The 13,951-nt window shown below is 41.1% G+C and carries 14 protein-coding genes; 3 read left to right on the top strand and 11 right to left on the bottom strand.

The window, feature by feature from the left end:
• Positions 1–87 precede the first annotated feature (87 nt).
• The 10 genes from VB620_RS02200 to VB620_RS02155 form a co-directional block, all read right to left on the bottom strand.
• Positions 88–1,293 (bottom strand): glutathione S-transferase family protein, encoded by a 1,206-nt coding sequence (locus tag VB620_RS02200; RefSeq protein ID WP_323194492.1) that lies wholly within the window; start codon positions 1,291–1,293, stop codon positions 88–90.
• Positions 1,294–1,533: 240 nt separating this feature from the next.
• Positions 1,534–2,652 carry an alkene reductase gene (locus VB620_RS02195; protein ID WP_323194491.1) on the bottom strand — a complete coding sequence of 373 codons (1,119 nt, stop codon included), beginning with the start codon at positions 2,650–2,652 and terminating at the stop codon, positions 1,534–1,536.
• A 395-nt stretch (positions 2,653–3,047) separates the two neighbouring features.
• On the bottom strand, positions 3,048–3,446 hold the full coding sequence (locus tag VB620_RS02190; RefSeq protein WP_323194490.1) for a type II toxin-antitoxin system VapC family toxin: 399 nt from the start codon (positions 3,444–3,446) through the stop codon (positions 3,048–3,050).
• 9 nt (positions 3,447–3,455) lie between these two features.
• Positions 3,456–3,686, bottom strand: a complete 231-nt coding sequence (locus VB620_RS02185) for a hypothetical protein (protein WP_323194605.1) — start codon at positions 3,684–3,686, stop codon at positions 3,456–3,458.
• 171 nt (positions 3,687–3,857) lie between these two features.
• Positions 3,858–4,472, bottom strand: a complete 615-nt coding sequence (locus VB620_RS02180) for a cytochrome c oxidase subunit 3 (RefSeq protein ID WP_323194489.1) — start codon at positions 4,470–4,472, stop codon at positions 3,858–3,860.
• A 66-nt stretch (positions 4,473–4,538) separates the two neighbouring features.
• A complete protein-coding gene (gene ctaD, locus VB620_RS02175) occupies positions 4,539–6,200 on the bottom strand; it encodes a cytochrome c oxidase subunit I (RefSeq protein ID WP_323194488.1) in 1,662 nt (553 codons plus the stop codon).
• Between the two features lie 14 nt (positions 6,201–6,214).
• Entirely contained in the window at positions 6,215–7,141 is a 927-nt protein-coding gene (locus VB620_RS02170; RefSeq protein WP_323194487.1) for a cytochrome c oxidase subunit II, read from the bottom strand.
• A 57-nt stretch (positions 7,142–7,198) separates the two neighbouring features.
• The gene (locus VB620_RS02165; protein ID WP_323194486.1) at positions 7,199–7,801 is read right to left on the bottom strand and encodes a DUF2231 domain-containing protein; all 603 of its coding nucleotides are present in this window, start codon (positions 7,799–7,801) and stop codon (positions 7,199–7,201) included.
• Entirely contained in the window at positions 7,798–8,298 is a 501-nt protein-coding gene (locus VB620_RS02160; protein WP_323194485.1) for a DUF2231 domain-containing protein, read from the bottom strand. Before VB620_RS02160 ends, VB620_RS02165 begins: the two co-directional genes overlap by 4 nt.
• A 651-nt stretch (positions 8,299–8,949) precedes the next feature.
• Positions 8,950–9,132, bottom strand: coding sequence for an RNA-binding S4 domain-containing protein (locus tag VB620_RS02155; protein WP_323194484.1), 183 nt, complete (start codon positions 9,130–9,132; stop codon positions 8,950–8,952).
• A gap of 116 nt (positions 9,133–9,248) precedes the next feature.
• Between VB620_RS02155 and VB620_RS02150 the strand changes: the two genes are divergently transcribed.
• The 3 genes from VB620_RS02150 (at position 9,249) to VB620_RS02140 (ending at position 13,109) form a co-directional block, all read left to right on the top strand.
• The gene (locus VB620_RS02150) at positions 9,249–10,031 is read left to right on the top strand and encodes an ABC transporter permease (protein ID WP_323194483.1); all 783 of its coding nucleotides are present in this window, start codon (positions 9,249–9,251) and stop codon (positions 10,029–10,031) included.
• A gap of 175 nt (positions 10,032–10,206) precedes the next feature.
• Positions 10,207–10,584, top strand: coding sequence for a hypothetical protein (locus tag VB620_RS02145; RefSeq protein ID WP_323194482.1), 378 nt, complete (start codon positions 10,207–10,209; stop codon positions 10,582–10,584).
• Between the two features lie 26 nt (positions 10,585–10,610).
• The gene (locus VB620_RS02140; RefSeq protein ID WP_323194481.1) at positions 10,611–13,109 is read left to right on the top strand and encodes a caspase, EACC1-associated type; all 2,499 of its coding nucleotides are present in this window, start codon (positions 10,611–10,613) and stop codon (positions 13,107–13,109) included.
• A gap of 34 nt (positions 13,110–13,143) precedes the next feature.
• Here VB620_RS02140 and VB620_RS02135 read toward each other — a convergent pair whose 3' ends face one another.
• The gene (locus tag VB620_RS02135) at positions 13,144–13,782 is read right to left on the bottom strand and encodes a Uma2 family endonuclease (RefSeq protein WP_323194480.1); all 639 of its coding nucleotides are present in this window, start codon (positions 13,780–13,782) and stop codon (positions 13,144–13,146) included.
• Positions 13,783–13,951: the final 169 nt, after the last annotated feature.

Genomic DNA, 13,951 nt, shown 5'->3' with positions numbered 1-13,951 from the left:
AATAAGAGTCTAAGATCAGTGATTTCATGCTTCAATTCAGTAATGCCATTTTTTGAGTGTAATGCGATCGCACCAGCGCTGACTTTACTAATGAATGACAAAGTTAGCCGGGTCTTGGTCTCGTCGATGCTTAGTGGGAATGGGTTCTGGCTGACCATCACCTGCAAGGGCTGCGGTTTTTTCCAGGGATTCCCTCAATCGCTTGGCTGCATAGATAGACATATCTCGTGGTACATTAATGCGATCGCGCAGATATCTTAGAGCAACATCAGACCCCGATGGAGGTACACAGTCCTCACCAGTCATCATCTGTGTTAAAGCACAACGTAGCGCTTGATCAAACAACTGATCATCTAACGGGTTGACTCGGATAATATTCACACGGTGTTCGATAGTTCGTTTAAGAGCTTCCATCCGGGAGTTTTCCGGTTCTGGATAAGTAACATCTGGTAGCCCAAACCAGGGACCGTTATCCACCCGCGCTTTATTCACAAGCATCTGAGCTTCGCCGTTTTCCCAACAGCCCCCCATCTGGGGAGGTAAATCATGTGCATGGGTGTGAAAGTCGCTTTGAGTACCGCAGTAGGTCGGTCGGCTTTCCATAGCCGTAAACCATGCGCTCAGGCGAGGATTTTCCTCACGCAGAGAGTAGCCCTTGTAGTAGTAAAGGCTCGCATTCATCCGTTCGACATATGGCGTAAAAATCACATCGACGATGCCGAAACTGTCCAGAAAGTAAGGGCTTGGTGTGCGACCCAGAGCCTCCTCAACCCTAGCCACCACGCCGATAAATTGCTCTCGATTCCGTTTTTCTTGTTGAGAAGAACCTGCTCTAGAACACAGCCAAATACACCAGGCTCTAAATAAAATTCGTTCTAATTGACGTAGTGGAAGCACCTTGTCGTCTTCCATCCCTTGGTTCAATGGACCAAAAACCCTTTCCAAAGCGATCAAAATATCATCACTTTCCGTAATAATCCGTCCATCTAGTGCGATCGCAGGGAGCATTCCTGATGGGACCTTACGTTTGTACCAACTTTCCTTCTCCCCATAGCAAAACATTGTCACTTTTTCGATGCGGTAGGGGATCTGTTTTTCCTCTAGCCATAACCAAACTTTTTGACAGTAAGGACACCAAGCATGATTATCGCGGTACAGCGTTACCCGCACATCAGATTCAGTCCGACCAAACAAGCGTAACCGCGCTTTAGGATTCGTGGGACCATTAACAGTATCTATTTTATAGTCTGTGAGGGTTTCTAGTTCTTCCCAGCTTAAGGGTGTAGTAGTCATGGTGTGAGTTGAGTAGGGTAATACTTAGCACTATTCTTGACTCTACAATATTTTGAATTAGACCAAGGCTTAATTTAACTAATTTCCGCTACACCATAGATAATCCCACATAATAAATTTTGAGTAGGATGGTGAGGAAAACTAACTTTAACTGCCTATTTATTCAGCAAATAAAATAATTTTCCCCCAACCAAAATAGATTATTTCACTATATAAAAAGGTGAAGTGAAATATAAACTTCTAGGAAGTAATTTCAGATTCCTGATAAGTAGGAAAATCAATATAACCCTGTGGTACAAAAGAATACCAATCTTTCATTTCTGCGGGTGGATTCAGTGGCCAATTATGAGTAAAACGTTCCACCAAGTCAGGATTACTAATAAATGGACGACCAAAGGCTATTAAATCGGCAAGTTCACTTTTAATAGTCGCTTCTGCCTGTTCTTGGGTATAGCCACAATTACCCATAAGTGTCCCTTTAAAAACATTGCGGAACTCGGCTAATGTCATCGGTGTTCCTAACTCATGGAATCCAAAAGCTAACCCATCAAGTAAATGAAGATAGGCTAACCCATAACTATCTAATTGTTCAGCTATATAGAGAAAAGTTTCTCGGTAATCTGGAGAACCCATATCATTAAAAACACCATTCGGAGATAAGCGGACTCCAATCCGATTTGATGGCCATATAGTCAAAGTAGCCTCAACAATTTCTTTGAGGAAACGATAACGATTTTTCATATCTCCTCCCCACTGGTCAGTTCGCTGATTCGTTTTGGATTGTAGAAATTGATCAATTAAATAACCATTTGCGGCGTGAATTTCAATCCCATCAAACCCTGCTGCTTTTGCTCTTTGAGCCGCTTGACGATAATCCTCCACGATTAACGGTATTTCATCCGTTTCCAGCGCCCGTGGGGTCTCATAGGATTCTTTGCCATTGGGGGTGTGAACGGAATCTGCATTTATCTTAATTGCAGATGGTGCTACTGGCAGTTGACCATTTTCTTGAAAACTACTGTGTGAAGCTCGCCCACAATGCCATAATTGTAGAAAAATCGGCGTTCCTTGAGCGTGAACAGCAGATACAATCTCTTTCCAAGCTTCACCTTGTTCTTCTGAATAAATACCTGGAGAATTTACCCAGCCATTAGCCTGATGAGAAATCACAGTTGCTTCTGCGATAATCAACCCAGCCCCAGCACGTTGAACGTAATACTCTGCCATAAGGCTATTGGGCATACGTGTAACACCAGCCCTTGAGCGTGTCAGTGGAGCCATGACAACGCGATTTTTGAGTGTTAGATCTCCCATTTGAAATTGACTGAGTAAAGCTGGAGATACTGCTTGAGTAGTCATAGTTAATACTTCTAAGTTTGCACTCTTAGTTTTACCAAAAAACAGGGTCTAAAGCCTCACCATTTGAAGGTAACTTTTATGTGATAGAGTGTTCCAGGTGGAAATTTTATACATAAAATGACGATTTTAGAGTTCAAAACCAAAGAGAAAACAACTCAATACACTGTTATTTATGGAGCCATTACAACCGCTCAATTTATTTCCTTGGGTAATATTCCAATTGCACTTATACTAAAATTAGGCTATATTTAATAACATTTATATTATTTCACCGAACTAATGCAAAAAAGTATTTTCATCTAACCATGTTTTTGAGCGTTTAGATTTTGATGATTATAAGTATAATTGGATGTTATGCAGATAGTAAGATAAGAGAAAATTGAGTAGTTTACAAATTACCATATAATAGCAACCAAACCAGAATTAGTGATATTCTCATCGCAGGTCAATAACTCCACATCTTCACCTTTATTTCCTAGAACTAGTGCAGTTGCTACAACTTGCCTATTGTGCATTTCATCAATAGCAGATAATCTCATAGTCATTTCTACCACATCTTTATCAAACGGGTAAATTACCACACGGCTATCAGCTTCTACTATAGAAAATATATCTTTAGGATCAGGAATAGATGTTCTCCCTTTTTCCACAATCCAAACAGCCTCAGCTAATACCGTTGCCGGAATAATTAACTGAGAATTAGCTTGAGAAAGGATAAATTTAGCCTTTTCACTTAATAGAGAATTACCTTCGAGAAACCAAATTAAAGCATGAGTATCTATCACATATTTCATAACTAATTATCACCAATCTAAGCTATCCTCGATATCATCATAAAATTCTGCAATATGGAAATCTGCCGCCGTTGACTGGTGATTCCCGTGAAAAATCCCAAAGGACATCATTTGTTTTTTAGGTTGATTTTTTCTAGCATCTAAAAAAGTCACAATCACACGACTCATACCAATATCAGATGGTATTTCTCTAAGTTCCACCTTACCGTGTTTGTAAACACCTTCAATTGATTGCAACATCATTTTTACCAAAATAAAATAATCAGCATTACCGAATTTGAAGATGAAATGCTAAAACTAAATCTCTTTCACTCTTCCTCTCTGCGCCTCTGCGCCTCTGCGTGAAAAAAATTATCTTTCAACCTTAAAAATTGGGGACACCACCTACTAAAGTGAAGCATCCCCAAAAACCTATTGCCAAAGATAAATTAGGATAAACAAAATAATCCAAATCACATCGACAAAGTGCCAAAATAACGATGTCGCATTTACGCCAAAGTGACCAGAATCGTAGTTACCAGGAAGGAAAGAACGGACAAAAATAATTAACTGCAACAGAATACCGGTGAAAACGTGCAAACCGTGAAAACCAGTTAGCAAGTAAAACATCCCACCGTATACCCCGGAAGTAAAGCCAAATTCGAGGTTACTCCATTCAATGGCTTGACCTACTAAAAAGTAGCTACCCATTGCCATTGTAGCGGCGAGGTATATGCGAAATCCCTTTAAATTGTGGTTTTGCAGGGCGCGTTCTGCTAAGTAAATCACGAAGCTACTGGAAACCAGAATGACTGTGTTGATTGCAGGTTCTGTGATTTCTAGCCCGGAAACTCCGGCTGGTAGCCAGTTAGGAGTTGTGGTTTTGTAGACGATATATCCGGCGAAGAAACTCAGAAAGATGACGCTTTCCGAGAGGAGAAACACGATGAAGCCAAACATTTTGTTGCCTTCTTCGTCGTGTTCGTGTTCAACGCCTGTATGGTGGTGAGATATTTGCAATTCTTCTGGGTTGATGGAACTGTCCATTGAGGGAAATTCTCCTTTTTTTAAACGCAGAGGAACGCTAAGAAAAGCGCAAAGGTGCGCGGAGGTTTAGTCTGCGTTTTTTAATGCAGGGTTGTTGGCTGTTAAGGGTTCGGATTTACCGTAGCCGTAAGGGTCGGAGATGATGATGGGAATTTGTTCAAAGTTTTCCACTGGAGGAGGTGAGGAAACCATCCACTCTAGTCCTATGGCGTGCCAAGGATTATCCGGTGCTTTTTCTCCTTGCATCCAGGAAATTACCATGTTGAAAATGAAGGGTAGGGTAGACATTCCTAAGAGGAACCCGCCCAAGCTAGCGATAATGTTCCAAAATTCGTATTCTGGGGCGTAGGAGGAAACTCGGCGTAACATTCCTTGCAACCCTAATGGGTGCATGGGTAAAAAGTTGAGGTTAGTACCAATGAATGTTAACCAGAAGTGTAGTTTACCCCAGCCTTCGTGGTACATTCGTCCGGTCATTTTAGGGAACCAGTGATAGATGGCGGAATATAACCCCATCGTCACTGTGCCAAAGAGAACGTAGTGAAAGTGACCGACGACAAAGTAGGTGTTATTTACGTGTACGTCTACAGGTACGGAGGAAAGCATAATTCCTGTGATACCTGCAAAGACGAACATCACTAAAGCACCAAGGGAGAACAGCATGGCTGTATCTAACCGCAGTTTACCGCCCCAAATCGTGCCTAGCCAAGCGAATACTTTAATCCCTGTGGGTACGGATACAAACATGGTGGTCAGCATGAATATCAACCGCATCCAGCCTGGTGTACCACTGACGTACATATGGTGTACCCAAACAATACCACTGACTACGGCAATTAACATTGAGGAGATGGCGACGACTTTGTAGCCAAACAATGGTTTGCGGGCGTAGACAGGGAATATTTCGGAGAAAATGCCAAAGATGGGCAGAATAATCACGTAAACGGCAGGGTGGGAGTAAAACCAGAAGTAGTGTTGAAACATAACTGGATTACCCCCGTGGCTGGGGTTGAAAAAGGCTGTACCAGCTGTGAGGTCTAGTAGCAGCATGACCGCGCCTGCTGTAAGTGCAGGTAGTCCAAATAATTGGATAATTTGGGCGCTAAATACTGCCCAGACAAATAAAGGCATCCGGAAGAAGCCCATACCTGGGGCGCGCATTTTGACAATTGTGGTGACAAAGTTAACTGCCCCCATGATTGAGGATACGCCGGATATGGCTACTGCTAGTAACCACAAGACTTGACCATTAATTAGGTTACCTGTGGGGTTTTGCAAACTGACTGGGGGATAAGACCACCAACCGGATTGGGCTGGGCCACCAGGGACTAAGAAGCTACCCATGAGGAGTATCCCGACGACTGGTACCATCCAAAAGGCGACGGCGTTGAGTCGGGGAAATGCCATATCTCGCGCCCCAATCATTAGCGGGACTAGATAGTTAGCAAAACCTACTAGGGAAGGAAATGTCCACAAAAACAGCATAATAGTGCCGTGCATGGTGAACATTCCGTTGTATACGGTGCGGTCAACTAAGTCAGATTCGGGTGTAATTAGTTCTCCCCGAATCACCATTGCGAAGATACCGCCGATGAGAAAGAAGAAAAATGAGGTGACTAGGTATTGTATACCTATTACTTTGTGGTCGGTGCTAAAGCTGAAGTATTGCTTCCAGCCACCTGGGTTCTCACCATGGTGACTGATGCCTGGAAGAGGGATATTTGTCATTGGTGAGTTTCCTTTTAACCAGGATAATTGACTAGAGGAGATGCCGCAGGTGCTACGGTAGTCCAACCATTTTTGACTGACCGATTTGATGCTTGGGCATACTCTGAGGCGGCTTGATTATGGGCTGGGGTAAGTTTGTTTTTTGCAGCGCTGGTCAGCCATTCATGGTAATCTTCGGGAGATTCTACGATGACATTGGCTTGCATTGTGGCAAAGTATGTACCGCTATATTGAGAGTCGGTTAAGCTATACTTTCCTGGACGGATGGGTGTAAATTCAAAGTCAATGCTGTGGTTGGGAATAATATCCTGCTTGAGGCGGAATGCAGGAATATAGAATCCATGCAGCACATCTTCTGATGTTAGTGCTAAACGTACCCGGCGATCGCTTGGTAAATGCAATTCAGTACTAGTAATATTTTTTTCAGGGTAGTGAAACACCCACGCCCATTGTTTAGCCAGTACGTCAATGTTTTCCACAGGTTCAGCCAAGGCCATCGCTGGTTCATCTTCTGCGGCTGCATAGGCCGATTCCATGCCTATAGGATTATGCAAATGCACAATTTCCGTCGGCCCTTGAATACCCATTTGTTCATAGACTTGGTAGCTGTAATTAGCAATCCACAGCACCAACATAATGGGAATGGCTGTCCAGACAACTTCTAGGGCGATATTACCCTCAATGTGGGGGCCATCGGTGAAATCGCCAGTTTCCGCCCGATGAAACACAATAGAATACATCAAAGTACTGGTTACGCCCAAAAAGATGAACGCCCCCAAGGTAACTAAAAAGCTAATCAAATCATCAATTAGCTGTGATTCTGCTGCCGCTTGGGGGGGAAGCCAGGTATAAGCCTGTTTTCCTATCCAGAGACTGATGACAGTCACAATGGTTGCACCCACAAACACGGTGAAAATATTTGAAATCTTCCGCACTTCCATAATTTTTAGTCATTAGTTGTTAGTCATGAGTCATTCGTCGAAAATGACCAACATTGCTTACTTCAGCATGGTGTTGAGGTCTTCACCCAATCGCAATAAGCTATCGGCTGTGTTATGCACGCCAAATTCAGCGGCCATTTGCGCCCCTAGTGTGCCGTGGATGTACAGAATAAACATCACGGCTATACCTGTAGCCAGATAACTCCACTGCACTTGTTCGTCTGGGTCGTGACTCCAACTAAAACGCTGCCATCCTCTCCAAATGGTCATGCCAAAAATTAGCCCCAGCAAGAATACACCACCGATTCCATGCCACAGCATTGTTTCCATTGCCCGCATTCCCCAGGCACTTTCGACCTCACCAGGTGGTGTAGCCAACAGCATTTCATAAAAGCCGGCGGCGACAGTGAAAATGGTAATGATACTGGAACCTATCATGTTGTACCAGCCCACATCAAAGAAGTTAGCTGGTTGTACAGGAATTGCTAAAGATGTGAAGATCCACTTTTGTAAGGGGAAGACTTTACCTAAAATATCAAAGGTGATGCCAATGATAAATAGTCCCAAAGTCAGATGCACTAAGTTAGGATGAATGGGGATGGAGTAAGGTAATCCATTTGCTCCCATTGGGCTTAATTGATCAATGATTTCAGAGTTCATGGCAAGATACCTTCCTTGACTGCTTCAACAACTGGTACTGTGTGCAGTCCATATACCCAAACCAATTGATCTCCTAGATATACTTGCACGCCCACAATAGCTATTAAACACAACCCCGCCAACATATAAGGAAGTGGCACTTTTTCAGGGTTGCGGGTCCGAATTACATAGCGCCAAGCCGTAATTGATACGATAATTCCAGACAGCGACCAACCAATCAATGTATGTACATTTAATACTGATTTGGCTACGGCATAAGGTTGTGCTAAACCTGCTTCAAACTGACCAAAAATAATCGCCACAAAAATGGCAACTGTCGCCACCAACATATTCCACCAACTCACTTCAAAAAGATGAGTTTTGCCAGTAAGAGAACCTATAACATCACAGACAAATGCAAACAAAACCATCGCAATTACGAAGTGAACAACGATAGGGTGCATCGTATCTGGATACGGCAAATTGTGATCATTCAAAGATGTAAGATACTCAAGCATTGTGTTCTCCTGGACATATCTATTGCACCTCAGTCGTCAATATTGACAGCCCTCACACCACGAGAATTACTTGCACCTAACCGGAGTTTGTATGGCTAGGTTACACAGGCTATCAGATACCCATAGCAAAATCTGCTCAATGCCAAGATATAGTACTGCTACGTCTCTATTTTTAGCCCAAGGCGATGCAGTTACTATTTATCATCAATGATTGAGTTCAATTCATTTGTTCATGCCGATAATCTACAACAGCAATTTTTAATTTATCTCACGAAAGTGCTGTATTCTGTTTGATTTGTTTCATCTATTCTTTAGCTTAAAGATTTTTGAACTAATTGTCAAAATAATTAAGATAAACTTTAAAAGTTACTTACATAGTTCAAATAAGAATTTAAAGAATGTAAATTAAATTGCTATTTACTATATGTTGCACATATCAAAGGCTGAAAATGTACAATTTGGAACATTATGCAATTATTATTTTGTGATCTCAATTACTAACCTATATATTATTTAATTTTAAATTTCAAAGTAAAGATTAAATAATCCCGATCATATTTCTTATATTCAGCTTTATGCACATTAATTGAAAGGGGAATTTTAGTAATAGCTAAATGTTCAGTGAAGATGGGGATAAAGTCGGGAAAAACATTATATTTCCACTTCAAAAGTTTGACCTTCTACGGTTACTTTATCGCCTAATACTAATTTGCGTCCTCGTCGAGTTTCAACTATGCCATTGACTTTTACGCCACCATCAATAATTATCATTTTGGCTTGTCCTCCAGTTGAGGTTACACCCATAAACTTTAAAAACTGGTCGAGTTTAATCATTTAATTTGAGGAATTTATGCTGGATAATAATTTTATTTTAGGTCGAATAGTTCACCCTGTGGCCATCTTGTCCAGTGATTAGCTATGCTGGCAATATATTGGGTTGAGGGTGCAGAATGATCAGATATTGGCGACTGTTAAGGATATTTTGGAGTACTGCGATCGCAGCAGAGATGGAGTATCGCCTCAATTTTCTCATAGCTACTCTCACCAGTGTCGGTAATCTCGCAGGCAGTTTATTCGGATTGTCCTTATTTTACAGTAATGGCTACACCTTTAATGGTTGGTCATGGTCAGCCGCTTTACTGGTTTTGGGAATTTTTACGTTGTTACAAGGTTTTGCAGCGACCTTTCTCTCTCCCAACTTGAATCGCATTGTTCGCCATGTCCAGGAAGGGACATTAGATTTTGTTCTCCTCAAGCCTATCCCCAGTCAGTTTTGGCTTTCTACTCACACCTTTTCACCTTGGGGACTACCAGATTTACTGTTTGGCAGTATGATCATTGGCTATGCAGGTAAAAGCCTCGGTTTGGGAATCAATAATTACCTCATGAGTGCAGTACCTTTGATATTTGGCTTGGTAATTCTTTATAGCTTGTGGTTTATCCTGAGTGCAACTAGCATTTGGTTTGTGAAAATATACAATGCTACTGAAGTTTTACGGAGTTTCTTAGAAGCAGGTAGATATCCTATGGTAGCTTATCCCACTGCTTACCGCTTTTTCTTCACCTTTGTAGTGCCTGTGGCATTTTTAACAACTATCCCCGCCGAAGTCATGCTGGGTCGGGGTCAAATTAATTGGTCTATAGGTGCTGCTGTTTTAGCGGTGGTGTTGTTGTGGGTTTCCAGTAGTTTTTGGCGTTTAGCTCTGCGTTCTTATACTAGTGCATCGAGTTAGGGCGATCGCATAGCTAACGGCTAAAGCCGCATCGGACCTCCACAAATTTTTAGCTAAGTTTTGTGAAAATATTGCCTAATTTCCCAGAAACTTCTTCATCAAATATGATGTCATACAAGTATACTCAGGAAATATACTTGACTATTCACTGCTGAAAAATCCAAAAATATACAATATGAGTTCTCAATCTAATGTCACACTCACGATCACTCTTGCCAATCCCGACTTAGATGCAGAGGAACAAGAGCGGGAAACGCGAAATCTCTTGCGAGAGATCAAAGAGTTAGATGTAGAAAGTGCCGAACTCGTAGCAGTTACAGAAATACCCGAAGCCAGCAAGTCGGTTGGCGGTTTTCTGCTGGGGGTTTTACGAGCTGAAGTCAGTATTGACAATACGAAAAAATTTCTGGGATTTTTAGGCGATCGCCTCGGTAACAAAACCATTGAATTGGAAGTCGAAGCTAACGGTAAAAAACTGAAAGTTAAAGCTAGTAGTAGTCAAGAGTTAATCACTGCTATTGAACAAGCTCAAAAGTTTATTACAGGTAGCTGAGATACTGCAAGAGGAAAAATAGTAAGATGGCGAAAGTTGCACTGCTAATCGGAGTTAGTCAATATCAAGTTGGTCTTAACCCATTACCAGCAGCAGTCAGAGATGTAGAGGCAATGGAGCGAGTTTTAAAAGACCCAAAAATTGGTAACTTTGATGCAGTAAAAAAGCTGATAAATCCAGAAAGACAAGTAATGGCAGAAGCCATAGAACATTTATTTGATGGTCGTCAAAAAGATGACCTGATATTGCTATTTTTTTCTGGACATGGCATCAAAGACGAGAGCGGAAAGCTGTATTTTGCCACTCGCAACACCCGCAAAACTGACAAAGGCTTACTAGTTAAAGCCACAACAGTACCAGCTAGCTTTGTCCATGATGTCATGAGTAATAGCCGCTCCAAACGGGAGGTAGTGATTCTTGATTGCTGCTTTAGTGGCGCGTTTGCTGAGGGGATGTCAGCAAAAGAGAATGGTTTTGTGGATGTCAAGAATCAATTAGGAGGAGAAGGAAGGGCAGTTCTCACATCTTCCACTTCCACCCAATATTCCTTTGAAGATACAGGGACAGATACCTCAACTTACACGCGCTATATAGTAGAAGGATTAGAAACTGGAGCCGCAGATAAAGATGAAGATGGTTGGATAACTGTTGATGAATTACATGAATATGCTACTACAAAAGTGCAAGAAGCAGCCCCAGCAATGAAACCGGAAATATATGCGATTAAAGAAGGTTTTAAAATCAATCTTGCCAAAGCACCAAATGATGACCCTTATTTAAGATATCGTCGAGAGGTTCACTATTGGGTAGAAGCTGGTAAAGGTGAAATTTCTTTTATAGGTCGTGCTGCACTAGAAGAGCAAAGAAATCAGCTAAAACTAACAACGGCTGAAGCTGATGAAATTGAAAGGCAAGTTTTAGAACCTCGGAAAATTTACGAGCAAAAATTGGATAAATATAAGGAGATTTTCAAGAAACAAATCGAAATTGGATTTCCTCTGAGTGATCAATCTCTCAACGAATTGAAACGGCTTCAAGAAATATTAGGACTAACAGATGAAGCGATCGCCCTAATTACATCCCCTATACTTGCCGAAAAACTAGGTAATAAATATCCAAGATATACATCTATTTTTAGTTACATAAATGGGAAGATTTGGAATTATCTAGCGGGGGTAATTTGTGGAATAATTATAGGTATTACGTTAAGTGCTATGCGCCCTGAACCTATATCTAAATCTTGTCCCGTGCCTGAAGAGGATACAGGCGATAGAATTAGTATCGGTGAACAAATTTTATTGACACAAAATAAAAATTCAGATAAACAAGCCGGAGTTCAAGCATTTACTCAAGGTGATTGTACGACTGCTATTGAGAAATTCGAGTCTTATCGGAAAATAGAACCTGCTGATCCAGAAGCACTGATTTACTTGAACAATGCTAGAGCTATTCACAGCAAGAAATACCTCAAAATTGCTGTAAGTGTACCCATTGGCACAGAATTCGGTATAGCGAAGGAGATGCTGCGTGGTGTAGCTCAAGCTCAAAATGAGGTGAATGACATTGGTGGTATTAATGGCAAACTTTTAAAAGTGGCGATCGCTAATGATAATAATGACCCAGGTAAAGCCGTGGACATTGCTGAAAAGTTTGTTGAAGATACCGACATTTTGGCCGTCGTGGGACACAATTCTAGTAATGTTTCTAAAGCCGCAGCTTCAGTGTATCAACAAAAAGGGTTAGTAATGATGTCTCCCACTAGCTATGCCCAAAGTATTGCTGATAATGCCAACTATATCTTTCGGACAGCGCCCAGTGTTAAATCAATAACAGATATTGTGGCTCGTTATGCTATCAAGAATCTGAATAAAAGAAACTTTCTCATCTGTGTCGATAGAAATATAGATAATGGGTCAGTTAAGGAGAATTTTATCCAAGCACTCAAAGCAGCCGGTGGTACTATTAATCCTACAGATTGCGATATTGATTCCTCTAAATTTGACGCTAAGACAGTCATTTCTGAAGCTCAGGATAGTGGCGCTGATGGCTTAGTATTAGCTCACTATGTAGACAAAAGCCGCGACAAAAAAAGAACAGCTTTAGCTTTGCTAAAAGCTAATCAAGGGCAATTAAGTTTATTTAGTACTCCTGCAATCTTCACGAAAGAAAGCTTAGAGGAAGGAAAATACATTAAGGACATAATAATCTCTGTACCTTGGCATTCTACACCGTTTCCTAATGATGCTTTTGCGTCAAATGCTCAGATATTATGGAAAGCTCCGGTGAGTTGGCGAACGGCTACGTCTTATGATGCAACTAAAGCGATTATTGCAGGTTTGCAAAAAAGTAATACCCGTGAGGGACTAAAAGAGGCACTGCGAGATTCAGATTTTTCCGTTGATGGTGCAACGGGAACGATTCAGTTTGATAGATCAGGCGATCGCGTGAAAAGTCCCATGTTCTTAGTCCAAGTTCAACAAAAACCTGGCACTAATACCTATGAGTTTGTGCCGATTAAGGATTAGTTTACTTGTAATTGAAATGTGAAATCAAAAATTATTATAAATTACTGTTGAGCCAAGTTCTAAAATTACGCATAGCTTGACTTCTCCCAATAGTTAAACATTGCTGAACATATTCATTAACTAATTCCACAATGGGGATATTAGGAAAATTAGGACTAGATGGCACTTTGATATACTTTCCTTCCTGTAGCAAAGAAATTTCTAAACCTTCCTTTGTATATCGCCACAGTTCAGGAACTCCCAAAATCTCATAGTTATCAAATCTAGTTCGGGAAGTAATATCAATTTCAATGGCTAAATCTGGTGGTGGATCTACAGTTAAATCAAGACGATTTTTACCAATTACAGCAGCTTGATTTTGAATATAAAAACAAGTATCTGGTTCCACTGCTTGGCACATTTGTTCATTTTTTAGTGTAGTAGAACCAAAAGGTTCAAAATCAATTTGGAGTGTTTCTAGCAAGATTTTAACTAAATCTCCAATATATTCTTTATCTTTTTCGTGTTCAGGTAAAGGAACCATAATTTCTAACCAACCATCACTATAAGAAATACGTGCAGCCCGTTTTTCTCCCATTTCTACCAAAATATTCTCTAATTGCTGCCAACTAATATCTTGTAGCAACATTTCTTGTCCAGGCTTGACGATAATCTGTTGTAGTTCTAAGAGCATACCGCCTCACAGAGTGGGTGTAGATATTATTCTAAATCCTGCTGGGAAATTTACGCGACGATGCTCCGCTCTGCCAAAGGCGATCGCTCAACCATAATCGCATTTGCTCAAACACTCTCTAAAATTCGGTAAAATCAAAACTCATGGGATTATAGACAGGGAGATACAA

This window comes from Nodularia harveyana UHCC-0300, from assembly GCF_034931085.1.
GTDB classification, from domain to species: domain Bacteria; phylum Cyanobacteriota; class Cyanobacteriia; order Cyanobacteriales; family Nostocaceae; genus Nodularia; species Nodularia harveyana.
Note: the sequence above shows the minus strand (reverse complement) of the source record. Positions and strands in the feature narration are given on the sequence as shown.